This window comes from Collinsella sp. AF33-16 (assembly GCF_003475325.1).
Classification (GTDB): domain Bacteria; phylum Actinomycetota; class Coriobacteriia; order Coriobacteriales; family Coriobacteriaceae; genus Collinsella.
Map to the genome: position 1 here is coordinate 17078 of NZ_QRQC01000011.1, position 15011 is coordinate 32088.

General features: G+C 60.9%; 9 protein-coding genes. 1 reads left to right on the forward strand and 8 read right to left on the reverse strand.

Annotation, left to right across the window (positions count from 1 at the left end; translation table 11 throughout):
- Positions 1 to 269 precede the first annotated feature (269 nt).
- From DWZ52_RS05385 to DWZ52_RS05425, 8 genes are all read right to left on the reverse strand, one after another.
- The gene (locus DWZ52_RS05385) at positions 270 to 1346 is read right to left on the reverse strand and encodes a DUF4179 domain-containing protein (RefSeq protein ID WP_117854519.1); all 1077 of its coding nucleotides are present in this window, start codon (positions 1344 to 1346) and stop codon (positions 270 to 272) included.
- Complete coding sequence (locus DWZ52_RS05390) at positions 1297 to 1815, reverse strand: RNA polymerase sigma factor (RefSeq protein ID WP_117854521.1); 519 nt, start codon at positions 1813 to 1815, stop codon at positions 1297 to 1299. The genes DWZ52_RS05385 and DWZ52_RS05390 overlap by 50 nt, the downstream gene beginning before the upstream one ends.
- A 311-nt stretch (positions 1816 to 2126) precedes the next feature.
- Positions 2127 to 6602, reverse strand: a complete 4476-nt coding sequence (locus DWZ52_RS05400; RefSeq protein WP_199408986.1) for a DNA-directed RNA polymerase subunit beta' — start codon at positions 6600 to 6602, stop codon at positions 2127 to 2129.
- Positions 6603 to 6608: 6 nt separating this feature from the next.
- Positions 6609 to 10037, reverse strand: a complete 3429-nt coding sequence (locus DWZ52_RS05405) for a DNA-directed RNA polymerase subunit beta (protein ID WP_233506176.1) — start codon at positions 10035 to 10037, stop codon at positions 6609 to 6611.
- A gap of 350 nt (positions 10038 to 10387) precedes the next feature.
- Positions 10388 to 11296, reverse strand: coding sequence for a UTP--glucose-1-phosphate uridylyltransferase (locus DWZ52_RS05410; protein ID WP_117802937.1), 909 nt, complete (start codon positions 11294 to 11296; stop codon positions 10388 to 10390).
- A 314-nt stretch (positions 11297 to 11610) separates the two neighbouring features.
- Positions 11611 to 11988: a 50S ribosomal protein L7/L12 gene (gene rplL, locus DWZ52_RS05415; RefSeq protein ID WP_118385082.1), complete on the reverse strand. Its 378-nt coding sequence runs from the start codon at positions 11986 to 11988 to the stop codon at positions 11611 to 11613.
- Positions 11989 to 12090: 102 nt separating this feature from the next.
- The gene (gene rplJ, locus DWZ52_RS05420; protein WP_055250258.1) at positions 12091 to 12612 is read right to left on the reverse strand and encodes a 50S ribosomal protein L10; all 522 of its coding nucleotides are present in this window, start codon (positions 12610 to 12612) and stop codon (positions 12091 to 12093) included.
- A gap of 505 nt (positions 12613 to 13117) precedes the next feature.
- Positions 13118 to 14254 (reverse strand): pyridoxal phosphate-dependent aminotransferase, encoded by a 1137-nt coding sequence (locus DWZ52_RS05425; protein WP_118385083.1) that lies wholly within the window; start codon positions 14252 to 14254, stop codon positions 13118 to 13120.
- A 93-nt stretch (positions 14255 to 14347) separates the two neighbouring features.
- On the opposite strand from DWZ52_RS05425, the gene DWZ52_RS05430 reads away from it, so the two are divergent.
- Positions 14348 to 15010: a hypothetical protein gene (locus DWZ52_RS05430; RefSeq protein WP_118385084.1), complete on the forward strand. Its 663-nt coding sequence runs from the start codon at positions 14348 to 14350 to the stop codon at positions 15008 to 15010.
- Position 15011: the final 1 nt, after the last annotated feature.

Sequence of the window (15011 nt, forward strand, 5' to 3'; positions counted from 1 at the left end):
AGCGTACTCCTTCTCGAATGATTCCAGCTTTCTGTAAAGTGCAACGGCTTGAATCGAGGGGTCAGCATCCCCCTACGAAACACGCAGTTCGATAGGATACGTGGCGTTAGCTGTGCCGTCAACAGACCACGCCGCCGGGCGTATCCCAAAATAGCTATATTTCCGCAAAGCCTCCATAAAAGGAATCCCCGCCTGTGCGCAAGTGCCCATTCCAGCCGTCCATGTAACGCAAAATAGGCCGCTTCCCCTCTTGGGAAGCGGCCCAGACCTTACGAATAGACGATGGTAAAGGGTACTTCTGTTTCGGTCTCTCCTGTTGATGTGTACCTCGTGCCCTCAAGGGTTACTGAGACCACTTGGTCGACATCAATCAACTTCGTTGGCACCCAAATGTTCTCTCCGCTATTGCGCGCCATCGAAACATAGAAATTGTACGCCCCTGCGTCGTCATCTTCGATAATCTGCTCCGATCCATCCTTGTAGGTAACCGTCAACTTCTTCGTGACTGCGTCAATGCCCAGATCATCGATGTGCGTCTGGATGGAAAACGGGCTGATCTCGAGAGGCGAGTCATCGGAGCGGAGTTCCTTAGTATCGACGTACGCTCCAACGCTAAACTCGGGCGTCGATGCCTCGAACGGCTTCGCATCCTCTCCTTCGCCCTCGGTCCACGAGATATTCCAGGTGACCGCATGTTGAAAACCTCGCTCGCGATCCATAGAAGCAAAGTACATCGTGCCATTAATGACAGTATCGCTTGATGTGTCCTTATCAATGGTGCAGCGTGTGTCAGCCCATTCCTCGCCGAAGTTCATGCTGGGTGTACCGATGCCTTGTTCTTCTTCACCATAGAGAACAAGTTCGCCTGTCTCTGCTGCCGGCTTGTAGTAGTTAACACCATTTGGATTGGACAGCGTAAACGTCACAGCACCGCAGCCGTTTTGGTCGATAGCCATATCATGAATGTCGAGTGTATAGCCGTTGCCCTCGACGGACAGATTGACCTTCTGTACTGAACCCTCCAAGCTTTGGGGCGCGATACCATCACCAAACTCTCTGGTGTAGGTATATTTAGTCCCCGACGAGCCACCTTGAGTCCAGGTAACGGACTCTCCGTTGCCATGGTTTCCCCAGGCAGAGGCAAAATAACTGGAATTGACAACGGCGTAGGCGACCCCTCCGGTCGCCAACACCCCGGCAAGGCATCCGATCACAGCAACATACAGAGGCTTCGCGTGACCCTTTCGGCGAAGCGGCTCACCAGCAGCGGCATAAAGAACACGGTCAGCAAGATCGCTATCGGCTTGGACGGACTCGAAGGCCTGCTTGATTTGGTTGGATTTCACGGTCGCCCTCCTCTAGGATGAACTTGAGTTTCGATCTGCCGCGAGCTAAACGCGTTCGAACGGTCGCGGCTGGTACGTGCAACAACTCGGCAATCTCTGAAGTCGAGAAGCCCAGATAGTAATAGAGCACGATGGGGATACGAAATCGTTCTGGAAGCCGCATGACGTCCGACAGGACGGCCTTGGTCTCGTCCTGCGCCATCGAAAGCGAATCGGCCAGGTTCTCAATATCCTCCACGCGTCTCCACGGCTTTCGAAAGAGAGATTTGCATTCATTGATCGTGACCCGGATAAGCCATCGACGAAGATGTTCCCAGCTTTCAAATTGCGCATCGCTTTTGAGTAACTTCAGAAAGACGTCTTGAGCGACATCGTCGGCGTCGGCGCGATCACGCAGGTACGTCAACGCGATCCGAAACACGACATCCCGGTGGTCTTCGACCGCCTGTCTAAATGCTTGTTCTTCCATAATCACCTCCCGGTGACGTTAATAGTTCTCGATGAGGCCCTCACCATAGATACGCTCTGACCGGACGAAATGTTTCAAATTCAAGCAGGAAAAACCTACCAAAATAAACCTGTCCCTTTTTTGGCAAGGGATCAACGGAACGCAACAGGTTGAGCATACGCAAGCGAGCGGCCCCCAGAGCGTACAAGGTGGCATGAAAAAGGCAGGGCATTGACCTTTTGGTCATGCCCTGCCTTTTGAATGACAGATTGTAGCTCTGGGGGCCGCGCAGCGACGGAGGTCGCCGCCGTTCGTTAGAACGGCGGAACTAGTTACTCCTCGTCGTTGTCCTTGGCCTCTTCGGCGTCGTCGGTGTCCACGAGCTGGTTGAGCAGCTCGTCGAGGGAAGCCATGTCCTCGTTGATCGCGCCGTTGGCGGGAGCCTTCTTGTCGTCGATCGGGGCGCCCAGGAGCTCCTCGTCGGCGTCGGCGTGATGCGTCGGAGCGGAGGTACCCAGCAGGATATCGTCCGGACCGTCGGGGCTAAAGACCATCTGCAGCAGCTGCGAGAGGTCTTCCTCGTCGGCAACGTCGTCGTTGTTCTCGAGGATGTAGAGCAGATCGTGGGCCTCCAGGCCGTCACGGAGCTCCTCGATCGCCTTGGCGCCGATGCCATCGATGCGCAGCAGATCCTCCTCGGACTTGCCAACCAGGTCGCCGACCGTCTCGATGCCAACCTCGCTGAACTTGTTGGTCCAGCGCTGCGACACGCCCAGGTCGTCGAACAGGTACAGACGAGCCTTCTCGGCGGAGATGGTGTGGCCGTTGCGGGTGAACGAACCGTCAGCACCACCGAACTCGTCGTAGCCGGCCCAGTCGAGCTGCTGCGGGAGCTGCTCGTCCAGGTCCTTGAGCTCCACAGGAGCCCACTCGGGCAGCGACTTGGCGTTGGGCGAAGCCGGGCCGTCGATGTCCACGTAGCCGTCGGCCGTGCGATACGTCAGCTTGGCGTTGGCGTACGGCTTGAGGCCGGTACCAGCCGGGATCTTCTTACCGACGATGACGTTGGACTTAAGGTCGAGCAGGTGGTCGACCTTGCCCTCGATGGCAGCCTCGGTAAGGACGCCAGCGGTACGGATGAACGAAGCGCTCGACAGCCAGGAGTCGATGTTGGACGCGACCTTGAGCGTACCCAGGATGACGGGCTCGGCCACGGGAGCCTGACCGCCCAGACGGGCAACGCGCTCGACCTCGTCGGCAAACTCGTAGCGGTCGACGTACTGACCAAGCAGGTACTTGGAGTCGCCGGGGTTGGTGATCTGAACGCGACGCAGCATCTGACGTGCGAGCACCTCGATGTGCTTGTCGTTCAGGTCGACGCCTTGGCTGGTGTAGACGTCCTTGACGCTCTCGACGAAGGTGTGCATCGTCGACTCGATGTCGGTCAGCTTGCGCAGGTTGCGGAAGTTAACGAAGCCCTTGGTGATCTGGTCGCCGGCGCGAACCTCGCAGCCGTCCTCGATCTCGGGCATGAAGCGCACCGAAGCGGGGACGCGACGCTCGTCGAGGACACGGGTGTGATCCTCGGAGTCGGTGAGCGTCAGCACGTACTCGGACTTCTCGGGCTTAATCGAGAGGTGGCCGGAGTACGGAGCCAGCTCGGCCTCGCGACCCAGGATCTTCTCGTTGACGTTGCCGACGATATCGAACATACGGCTGACCGTAGGCAGACCCTGCGTAATATCGTCGACGCCAGCGACGCCGCCGGAGTGAATGGTACGCATCGTAAGCTGCGTACCGGGCTCGCCGATGGACTGGGCGGCAATAATGCCGACCGCGGTACCGATGGCGACCGGACGACGGGTGGAAAGATCCCAGCCGTAGCACTTCTGGCACACGCCGTACTTGGAGCGGCAGGTGAGCAGCGCGCGAAGCTTGACCTTCTTAAGGCCGGCATCGACCATCTTCTGGATGTCAGCGACCTTCTCGATGTAGCCGTCCTGCTCAAAGAGCACGGTGCCATCGGGAGCCACGACGTCCTCAATGAAGCAACGGCCGACGAGGTCGGTGTTGAGGTCGGTGGTGCCGGGGATGATGAGGTTGTAGGTGACGCCCTCGTGCGTACCGCAGTCCTCCTCGCGGACGATGACGTCCTGGGCCACGTCGACCAGACGACGGGTCAGGTAACCAGAGTCCGAGGTGTGGGATGCGGTATCGACCAGGCCCTTACGGGCGCCGTAGGTCGAAATGAAGTACTCGAGCGGCAGCAGGCCCTCGCGGAAGTTCGCCTTAATGGGAAGGTCGATCGTCTCGCCGGACATGTCTGCCATCAGGCCACGCATGCCGCCGAGCTGACGCAGCTGGGTCTTAGAACCACGGGCGCCGGAGTCGGCCATCATGTAGAGCGGGTTCTCCTCGTCGAACAAGTCGAGCATGAGCGCTGCAACCTTATCGGTACAAGCGGTCCACTCGTTAACGACTTCGATGTGCCGCTCCGTCTCGTTGATGAAGCCCTCCTCGAAGTACTCGTTGATCTGGTCGACGTTGGCCTGGGCGCGATCGAGCAGCTCCTGCTTCTCGGCAGGGATGAGAGCGTCCCACACCGAGATGGTGAGGCCAGCGCGGGTAGCGTAGTGGAAGCCGGAGTACTTGATGGCGTCGAGGATCGGGCCGACCTTGGCCTCGGGGTAACGATCGCAGCAGTCCGCAACCAGCTTGGCCACATCGCCCTTGACCATCTTGTAGTTCATGAACTCGTAGTCTTCGGGCAGGCACTGGCGGTTGAAGATGATGCGGCCGATAGAGGTCTCGAAGCGCGCGGTCTTGTTGCCGGTGACGTCGTAGTCGACGAACTCGTTCTTGCCGTTCTTGACGCGGAAGATACGGGTGCCGTCCTCGTTGATGACGTTGGCGTTCTCGGCGGACACGCGGACCTGAATCTTGGCCTGCATGTCGACCTCGGAGCGGCAGTCATAGGCGTGCAGCGCGTCGTCGAAGCTGGCGAACACGTGGTTCTCGCCCGGCAGACCGTCGCGGACCTGGGTCAGGTAGTACACACCAATAATCATGTCCTGCGAGGGGATGTTGACCGGCTTGCCGGATGCCGGCGAGCGCAGGTTGTTCGCAGAGAGCATGAGCACGCGAGCCTCGGCCTGAGCCTGGCTGGACAGCGGCACGTGGACAGACATCTGGTCGCCGTCGAAGTCGGCGTTGAAGGGCGAGCAGACCAGCGGGTGCAGGTGGATAGCCTTGCCCTCGACCAGAACCGGCTCAAAGGCCTGGATAGACAGACGGTGCAGGGTCGGTGCGCGGTTGAGCAGCACGACGCGGCCGTCGATGACCTCTTCGAGGATATCCCACACAAAGGTGGCACCGCGGTCGATAGCGCGCTTGGCGCCCTTGATGTTCTCGACCTTGCCAAGCTCGACCAGGCGCTTCATGACGAAGGGCTTGAAGAGCTCCAGCGCCATGGTCTTGGGCAGACCGCACTGGTGCAGCAGCAGCTTGGGGTCGGTAACGATAACCGAACGGCCGGAGTAGTCGACACGTTTACCCAGCAGGTTCTGGCGGAAACGACCCTGCTTGCCCTTGAGGGCCTCGGCGAGCGACTTGAGCGGGCGACCGCCACGGCCAGAGACCGGGCGACCACGACGGCCGTTGTCGAACAGGGCGTCCACGGACTCCTGGAGCATGCGCTTCTCGTTGTTCACGATGATCGCAGGGGCGTCCAGGTCGAGCAGGCGCTTGAGTCGGTTGTTACGGTTGATCACGCGACGGTACAGGTCGTTGAGGTCGGACGCGGCGAAGCGGCCGCCGTCGAGCTGGACCATCGGGCGCAGATCGGGCGGAATGACCGGGATGACGTCCAGAATCATGTTCGCGGGGCTGTTGCCACCCTTCAGGAAGGCGTCAACGACCTCGAGGCGCTTGACGGCCTTCTCGCGCTTCTGCTTCTGAGAATCCTCGTCAGCGATGATGGCCTTGAGCTTCTCGGCCTCGGAGGGGAGGTCGATGGCAGCGAGCAGGTCGCGGACGGCCTCGGCACCCATACCACCCTTGAAGTACATGGAGTAGTAACGGGTCATCTCGCGGAACAGCGGCTCATCGGAGATGAGGTCGCGCTCGGTGAGCTTCATGAAGGCGTTGAAGGCGTCCGTGCGGAGCTGCTTCTCGTCCTTGCACTCTTCCTCGATATCGACGATGCCAGAGGCGATCTCCTCGGGGGTCAGCGGCTCCTCGTCGGAGAACTCGTCAAAGTTCTCGGGGTCGCCCTGCTCCTTGAGGGACTCGATCTGGCGGGCGCACTCGGCATCGATCTCTTCCAGATCGGCGGCGAGCTCCTCGCGCAGGTCGTCGGCGTCGGCCTCGCGAGCCTCGTAGTCAACCTCGGTGATGATGTAGCTGGCAAAGTACAGAACCTTCTCGAGGTCCTTGGACTTGATGTCGAGCATACGGCTCATCGGGAAGCTCGTGGGGCTCTTGAAGTACCAGATGTGGGACACGGGAGCGGCGAGCTCGATGTGGCCCATGCGGTCGCGACGCACCTTGGCCGAGGTGACCTCGACGCCGCAGCGCTCGCAGACGATGCCCTTAAAGCGGATGCCCTTGTACTTGCCGCAGGAGCACTCCCAGTCCTTGGCGGGACCGAAGATCTTCTCGCAGAACAGGCCGTCCTTCTCGGGCTTGAGGGTACGGTAATTGATGGTCTCCGGCTTCTTGACCTCACCGTGCGACCAGGAACGGATCTGGTCGGCGGAGGCAAGGGAGATCTTTACCGAGTCAAAATCAGTAGCTTCGAAATCTGCCACAGTCAACTACTCCTTATCAGTGGTCGTGGCGGCGACAGCCTCGGGTGCCTCGGCGGTCTCGGCATCCTCGGCCTCGACGTCGGTGTCAACGCCGGCGAGCGCAGCCAGGTCGTCGAGAGCAGAGGTCTCCTCGGCGGTCACAGGGGCGGAGGCGTCCTCGTCGGCATCGTGCATGGGCTCGATGTCCAGCGCGAGGGAGCGGATCTCCTTGACGAGAACCTTGAAGGACTCGGGGATACCCGGGACAGGAACGTTCTCGCCCTTGACGATGGACTCGTAGGTCTTGACGCGGCCCACGGTATCGTCGGACTTGACGGTCAGGATCTCCTGCAGGACGTTGGAAGCGCCGTAAGCGTACAGTGCCCAAACTTCCATCTCGCCGAAGCGCTGGCCGCCGAACTGGGCCTTGCCGCCCAGAGGCTGCTGGGTAACCAGGCTGTAAGGGCCAGTCGAACGGGCGTGGATCTTGTCGTCGACCATGTGGCCGAGCTTGAGGATGTAGGACGTACCCACGGTAATGGGCTCGCGGAACTCCTCGCCGGTGCGGCCGTCGAACAGACGGGTCTTGCCGCGCTCGTCAAGCTGGGTGACGAACTCGGGGCGCATGTGATCGCCAAAGGCAGCGGTGGCCTTGTTGAGCATGTTCTTGTTGGCACGACGGATGACCTCGGCGATCTCGTCCTCCTTGGCGCCGTCGAAGACGGGCGTGGCGGTGAAGAACGGACCGGGGACGTACTTGTCGGAGTCGGCCTGCTCGGTATCCCAACCGCAGGCAGCAGCCCAGCCAAGGTGGCACTCGAGCAGCTGGCCGACGTTCATACGCGAAGGAACGCCCAGCGGGTTGAGGATAACGTCGATCGGGGTACCGTCAGCCATGTAGGGCATGTCCTCGACCGGCAGAACGTTACAGATAACACCCTTGTTGCCGTGGCGGCCGGCGATCTTATCACCCTGCTGGATCTTACGACGCTGGGCGACGTAGACGCGCACCTGCTCGTTGACGCCGGGGGCCAGGTCGTCGCCGTTCTCGCGGCTAAAGCGGACGACATCGATGACGCGGCCGTAAGCGCCGTGAGGCATCTTAAGGGAGGTATCGCGGACGTCGTGGGCCTTGGCACCGAAGATGGCGCGCAGCAGGCGCTCCTCGGCGGTCAGAGCGCTCTCGCCCTTAGGCGTGACCTTGCCGACCAGGATGTCGCCAGGGCCGACCTCGGCGCCGATGCGGATGATGCCGTCCTCGTCGAGGTTGGCAAGCATGTCCTCGGAGAGGTTCGGGATCTCGCGGGTGATCTCCTCGGGGCCGAGCTTGGTGTCGCGGGCGTCGATCTCGTGACGGGTGATGTTGATGGTCGTCAGCAGGTCCTCGGCCACCAGGCGCTCGGACACGACGATACCGTCCTCGTAGTTAAAGCCTTCCCACGGCATGTAGGCCACGGTGAGGTTCTGGCCCAGTGCGAGCTCGCCGTGATCGGTCGAAGGACCGTCGGCCAGAGGCTCGCCCTGTTCAACGGTGTCACCGACGCGCACGAGCGGACGGTGGTTGATGCAGGTGGACTGGTTGGAGCGCTGGTACTTGGCCAGATGATACTCGTCCATGCCGCCGGCATGCTTGACGATAATCTTGGCGGCGTCGGCAAAGATAACCTCGCCGGCGTTCTTGGCCAGGGTGACCTCGCCGGAGTCCAGAGCGGCGCGACGCTCCATGCCGGTACCGACATAGGGAGCGGCGGGGTGAACCAGCGGCACGGCCTGACGCTGCATGTTAGCGCCCATCAGCGTACGCTTGGCGTCGTCGTGCTCAAGGAACGGGATCAGCGTGGCTGCGACGGAGAGCATCTGACGCGGCGAGACGTCCATGTAGTCGACGTCCTCGACGGGCACGTCGGCGGGAGCGCCGAAGGAACCGTCGAAGTCGCGGGTACGGGCGATCACGGTGTGCGGGCGGACAAGCTTGCCCTCGGCATCGGTCGTGATGAACTCGTTGGTCTTGGGATCGAGCGGCGTGTTGGCCGGCGCGATAACGTGCTTCTCTTCCTCGTCAGCGGTCATCCAGTCGATCTGGTCGGTGGCAACGCCGTTCTCGACGCGACGGAACGGGGCCTCGATGAAGCCATACTCGTTGACGCGGGCGTAGAGGGCGAGCGAGCCGATCAGGCCGATGTTGGGGCCTTCGGGGGTCTCGATCGGGCACATGCGGCTGTAGTGCGAGTTGTGAACGTCGCGGACGGCCGTCGGCACGTTGGTGCGGCGGCTGGAGCCGGACTTGTGACCGGCAAGACCACCAGGGCCGAGTGCGGACAGACGGCGCTTGTGGGTCAGACCGGTCAGGGGGTTCGCCTGGTCCATGAACTGCGAGAGCTGCGAGGAACCGAAGAACTCCTTGATGGAGGCCACGATCGGGCGGATGTTGATGAGCGACTGTGGGGTTATCTCGTCGATGTCCTGGGAGCTCATGCGCTCACGGACGACGCGCTCCATACGGCTCATGCCGATACGGAATTGGTTGGCGACGAGCTCGCCAACGGTGCGGATACGGCGGTTGCCAAAGTGGTCGATGTCGTCGACCTTGAAGCCCTGCTCGCCGGCAGCGAGGGACAGCAGGTAGCGCAGCGTCGCGACGATATCCTCGTCGGTGAGCACCGTGACCTCTTCCTCGGTGGTGAGGTTGAGCTTCTTGTTGACCTTGTAACGACCGACGCGGGCCAGATCGTAGCGCTGCGGGTTAAAGAGCAGGCCCTCGAGCAGGCTGCGGGAAGCGTCCACGGTGGGAGGCTCGCCTGGGCGCAGGCGACGGTAGATCTCGATGAGGGCGTCCTCGCGGGTGAGGGCGGTGTCGCGCTCCAGGGTGCGCTTGATCACATCGGAGTTGCCGAGCAGCTCGATGATGTCGTCGTTGGTGACGGCGATGCCAAGGGCGCGCAGGAACATCGTGGCGCTCTGCTTGCGCTTACGGTCGATGGAGACCATGAGCTGGTCGCGCTTGTCGACCTCAAACTCAAGCCAGGCACCGCGGGACGGGATGATCTGGGCCTTGTAGATCTGCTTGCCCGAATCCATCTCGGAGCTGTAGTACACGCCCGGGGAGCGGACGAGCTGCGAGACGACGATACGCTCGGTACCGTTGATGATGAAGGTGCCCTGATCGGTCATCATGGGGAAGTCGCCCATAAAGACGAGCTGCTCCTTGATCTCGCCGGTCTCCTTGTTGGTGAGACGGACGTCGGTCAGAAGCGGAGCCTGATAGGTCATATCCTTCTCGCGGCACTCCTCGACGGTGTGCGCGGGGTCGCCGAACTGATGCTCGCCGAAGGTAACCTCGAGAACATGGTTCTGGCTCTGGATGGGGCTGGATTCCTTGAACGCCTCACGAAGGCCCTCGTCCTTAAAACGCTCAAAGGATTCCCTTTGAACAGAGATAAGGTTGGGGAGCTCCATGGCCTCCGGGATTTTCCCGAAGCTGACGCGCTTGCGCTCAGTGGCAGTGTATGCGTAGGTCACCAGGTTTTTCCTCCTTCACGGAAATGCTCGGTGGGTTGGCGAGGCATAGCTTCGCCAGTTATCGCAACCTAATAGTTTATCAGGTACCGACCGTTGGGCAAGAAAAGCCTTGACGCGATTGAGTTTTTGGAGTAGCAAAGTTTTTCGACAGAAAACACGCAGGTAGATGTATGTGTATCGAACATCTGTTCATATATTTTCTGTGAACAGAGAGCCAGCAATCGCAGCTCTTATAAAAAACGGGCGCGAACCGAGGTCCACGCCCGTAAATGTCGGTGCCCGATGGCTTACTTGCGCATCAATCCGCCGCGCTCGTCGATGGCGTCCCAGAAGGCATCGGCAAAGCGGGGGTCGTTTGCAGCCATGAGGGCGTTAGTGGCCATCCAACCAGAGGGAGTGCCGGTGTCGTAGCCCGACAGCGGGTCGATGACGACGGCGTACATGGCCTCGCGGTCGAGCGAACGGGCCATGGCGTCGGTGAGCTGGATCTCGCCGCCCTTGCCGGCCTGCTGATCTGCCAGCAAGTCCATGACCAGCGGGCTCAGCAGGTAGCGACCGACGATGTACAGGTTGGACGGAGCCGCCTCGGGAGCGGGCTTCTCGACCAGACCGCCGATGCGCCAGACAGCGCCCGGCTCGGCATCGGCAACGTTCTCGGCGCCCTCGAGCGAACCGACGCGCTCGCCGGCGATAACGCCGTAGCGGCTGACTTCCTCGGGCGAGCAAGCAGCGACGGCGATAACCGAAGCGCCACCGTGCTCCTTGGAAACGGCGAGCATCTTGTCGCAGATATCGCGGTTAGGCACAACGTAGTCGCCCAGAAGAACCAGGAAGTTCTCCCCTGCCACGGCGTCGGCAGCAGAGCGAATAGCATGGCCGAGGCCCTTGGGCTCGTACTGATAACGGAAGTCGACCGGCATACCGCCAGCGTGGGCGACAGCATCGGCATAGGCGTTCTTGCCGCGCTCGCGCAGCAGGTTCTCGAGCGAGCGATCAGGCTGGAAGTAGTTCAGTAGCTCGGGCTTACCGGGAGAAGTAACGATGATGGCATCGTCGACCTCCTCGGGCTCGAGCGCCTCCTCGACGACGTACTGAATGACGGGCTTGTCGAGCACCGGCAGCATCTCTTTGGGCGTGCACTTGGTGCCAGGCAGAAAACGCGTGCCAAGACCGGCGGCGGGGATGATTGCCTTCATGTTATTCAAAGATCCTTTCGCAGGCGCAAAAGCGCCCCATGCGTGCGGCACACAGCCGCAGACCAAATTGCGATACCCAAGCATCTTACCGCTGGAACTATATGTCGCTACAAGGCAGAGACAATTCTTCAGCAGGTCAACGCAAATTATTGCTCGAATGGTGCAATTTTATTGCCCAACGGCAGGGCACCCGATACGACGCAAATCACAGAACATGGCAGTTTGAGCAACCGATGCCGAGGGACCGAAAAACAAAAAAGACGGGGCTCGCAATGCGAACCCCGTCTGCAAAGGAATCTGGCGAGAAAGCCTGATTACTTGAGGGTGACAGCAGCGCCAGCAGCCTCGAGCTTCTCCTTGGCAGCCTCGGCGTCCTCCTTCTTGGCACCCTCGAGAACAGCCTTGGGAGCGCCCTCGACGACCTCCTTGGCCTCCTTCAGGCCAAGGTTGGTGAGCTCACGGACGGCCTTGATGACCTGGATCTTGTTGTCGCCGAAGCCCTCGAGCACGACGTCAAACTCGGTCTTCTCCTCGGCCTCAGCAGCGCCAGCAGCGGGAGCGGCGACAACAGCAGCAGGAGCAGCGGCGGAAACGCCGAAGGCGTCCTCGATAGCCTTGACGAGCTCGGAAGCCTCGAGAAGGGTCATTTCCTTAAGAGCATCGATGATCTCATCGGTGGTAAGCTTAGCCATTTCTAAGTCCTTTCGGTTTCCGTGCGGATGCACGGAGATCAGTTAAAACACGGCGCGAATGCGCCAGGGGTGCGGCGTTGCCGCCGCGGGTGAAAACAGCAACTAGGCTGCCTTCTGCTCGGAGACCTGCTGGATCGAACGAGCGAGACCAGAGGAAACGCCGTTGACGCAGACAGCGATGTCGCGAGCGAAACCGGAGATGAGACCGGCGATCTGGCCGAGAAGCTGATCCTTGGTGGGCAGCTCGGCGATAGCCTTAACATCATCGGCGGAAACGGCCTTGCCGTCGGAGATACCGCCCTTGATCTCAAGGACGCCCTTGGACTTAGCGGAGAAGTCCTTAAGGGCCTTAGCGGCCTCGACCGGCTCGGTCTCGTAGAACACATAAGCGACGGGGCCGGCGAGGATCTCGTCGATCTCGGGCTGCTCCTGGTTCTTGAGAGCGATCTTGACCAGGTTGTTCTTGTAGACCTTCATCTCGGCGCCGCACTCGCGAAGCTGATGACGCAGCTCCTGAGCCTGCTTAACCGTCAGACCGTTGTAGTTGACGACGAACAGACCGGCGTTCTCGGCGATACGGGACTCGATCTCTGCAACCTTGTCGATTTTGTACTGCTGGGGCATGAATTACACCTCCTCAAATTCTTTCCGGGCACGGTCCGCCACAAGGACGTGACGGGGGCATGTCCAAAAAGAAAGCCCCCGCGCTGCATGAGCGACGGGGGCGAGAAGACATATCTACTCGACCACCTCGGCTGGCGGGAAGTCCCATTAAGCTCGCGGGCGATGCCCGTTTGCACCGGCTGTCTCTGGCAGCGGATTCGTGCGTGAACCGAAAGTATTATGGCGGGGACCCCGGCGTCGGTCAACGGGAAACCGGGCTGCACACAATTCCACCATCCGGCCGCGCCGCCGAAGGCCAGGCGCAAGGTTTTCGCTCGGTCAGGTCCTGGGCTCGCACGAAGAGCACATTAAGTGCTCTTCGGCTCGTGCGGAATCTACGAAAACCTTGCGCCTGGCCTTCGGCGGCGCGGCCTGCGGTGACTTTGGGGCAGCCCGGTTTCCCGTTGGCCGGCGCCCCCACTCATAAGCCTTAAGTCGGTGGGCTGATATGTTGCGTCCCTGATGGCTACAAGGTTGAAAGGAAGGTGGACAGGCGGCGGAGGCCTTCGTCCAGGTCTTTATCGGAAACGCAATAGCTGAGGCGGACGTGGCCTTCGGTTCCGAAGCAGTTTCCGGGAACTAGGGCAACGTTGGCCTCTTTGATGGCTTTGATGCAGAAGTCTTCGCTGGTTAGGTCGAATTGCTTAATGCTCGGGAAAGCGTAGAAGGCTCCTGCGGGCTCTACTGCGTCGAGGCCCATGGCGTCTAAGGCTGCGAGTACGCGTTCGCGGCGGGCTCGGTAGACTTCGAGCATGGGGGTGGGGTCGACGGTGAGAGCTCGAGCTGCGGCGTCCATCTCGAAGGAGACGGCGCTCGATACTAGGTATTGGTGAGCTTTTGCGATCTCGGCGATGACGGGTGCCGCTGCTGCGAGCCAGCCCAGGCGCCAGCCGGTCATGGCCCAGGGCTTGGAGAAGCTCTCGATGATCACCGTCTGCTCGCGCAGCTCCGGGTGTCGCTGGGCAAAACGCTCGTAACCATCCACATAGACCAAACGGTTGTACACGTCGTCGCAGACCACGTAGATGCCCGACTGCTCCGCTACGCACGCCACGGCGTCGAGCGATGCCGCGTTGAGAATGCAGCCCGTGGGATTGTTGGGCGAGCAGATAACGATGGCCTTGGTCGCCGGGGTCACACAGGCGCGAAGCGCATCCTCGTCAATCTGAAATTGCGCAGGCTCCGTATCCAAAAAGACCGCTTTGGCGTGATTGGCCACAACGATGCTCTCGTACAGGCCAAAGGCCGGCGTGGGAATAATGACCTCGTCGCCGGGGTTGAGCATAGCCATGAATGTTGCCGACAGGGCCTCGGTCGCGCCGTCGGTCAGGATGACCTCGTCGGCCGAAAACATAAGGCCCGCGTCCCCCATGTAGGCAGATAACGCCTCACGCAGGGCGGGGCGACCGTTGTTGGGCGGATAGTGCGTGTCGCCGCGGTCCAACGAAGCAGTCACCTCGGCGCTAATCACATCGGGCGTGGGAAAATCGGGCTCACCTAGCGCGAGCGCGATGCACCCCGGATGCTGGGCGGCGAGCGCGTTGATCCGGCGGATACCGGAGGGCTTAAGCGTGGCAAGCGAGGTGTTCATGGGCAGACGCATGACGTTCCTTTCGTAAGGGTTGCACTAGGATAGCGCGGCGGGACGCCGCCGGACGGTGTAACCTAAACGGAAACCAACCGGAAAGGAGGCGGCATGGAGACGACCGCACGCGGCGATGTACTAAAAACGCTGCAAACCATTGCGTATATCAGTATTCCCAAGAGCGCCGATCTTGAGTTTTTGCTCTGGGACCTGCAGGATGCCATCGCCGCCTATGCTCAACTTTCCGGCACCGCACTCCCCCGCCCGGTCGACTTGAAGGCAAATGACGCCGGCAGCGTTGCCGATGGCATCGTGCTGGCCATTGAAGATGTGGCTGACGATGAGACGTTGACAGCTATCGAGCAGACGCTTGAGCGCTTTGGCGGTACGGGAACGCGCGTCTATGCCGCGATTCGAGCCGCACAAGAGGGCACTGAGCAGGTGCGTGGGGCCGCCGTTCGCCTGCACAAGGCATGTGAGCGCCATGACCAATTGTGGTGTGGCGGCGTTGCCATCTGCGCCGGCAGCGGCATTGCGGCGCTTCGTCGCTCCCCGCGCATGGGACTCTTGCGGCGACCGTTTTCGGAAGCGATGGATAAGCTTGTGGGTGCCGTGCGCATGGGCTGCTCAGTTGAGCACGCCCAGCTGCTCGGCGGCGGCGATGCCGGTAGCGTCAACGCCGACGGCATGGTGCGTGTCGAGCCCGCGCTGCCCGCGCCGATCTGGCACGCCATCATCAAACGCCTCGGCGCCCATGCTCAATCAAATATCTAAA

Bases quoted from the DNA above. Each gene is read 5' to 3' on its own strand.
- DWZ52_RS05390 (WP_117854521.1), bottom strand. From the start codon at position 1,815: ATGGAAGAACAAGCATTTAGACAGGCGGTCGAAGACCACCGGGATGTC.
- DWZ52_RS05405 (WP_233506176.1), bottom strand. From the start codon at position 10,037: ATGGAGCTCCCCAACCTTATCTCTGTTCAAAGGGAATCCTTTGAGCGT.
- DWZ52_RS05410 (WP_117802937.1), bottom strand. From the start codon at position 11,296: ATGAAGGCAATCATCCCCGCCGCCGGTCTTGGCACGCGTTTTCTGCCT.
- rplL (WP_118385082.1), bottom strand. From the start codon at position 11,988: ATGGCTAAGCTTACCACCGATGAGATCATCGATGCTCTTAAGGAAATG.
- rplJ (WP_055250258.1), bottom strand. From the start codon at position 12,612: ATGCCCCAGCAGTACAAAATCGACAAGGTTGCAGAGATCGAGTCCCGT.
- DWZ52_RS05425 (WP_118385083.1), bottom strand. From the start codon at position 14,254: ATGCGTCTGCCCATGAACACCTCGCTTGCCACGCTTAAGCCCTCCGGT.
- DWZ52_RS05430 (WP_118385084.1), top strand. From the start codon at position 14,348: ATGGAGACGACCGCACGCGGCGATGTACTAAAAACGCTGCAAACCATT.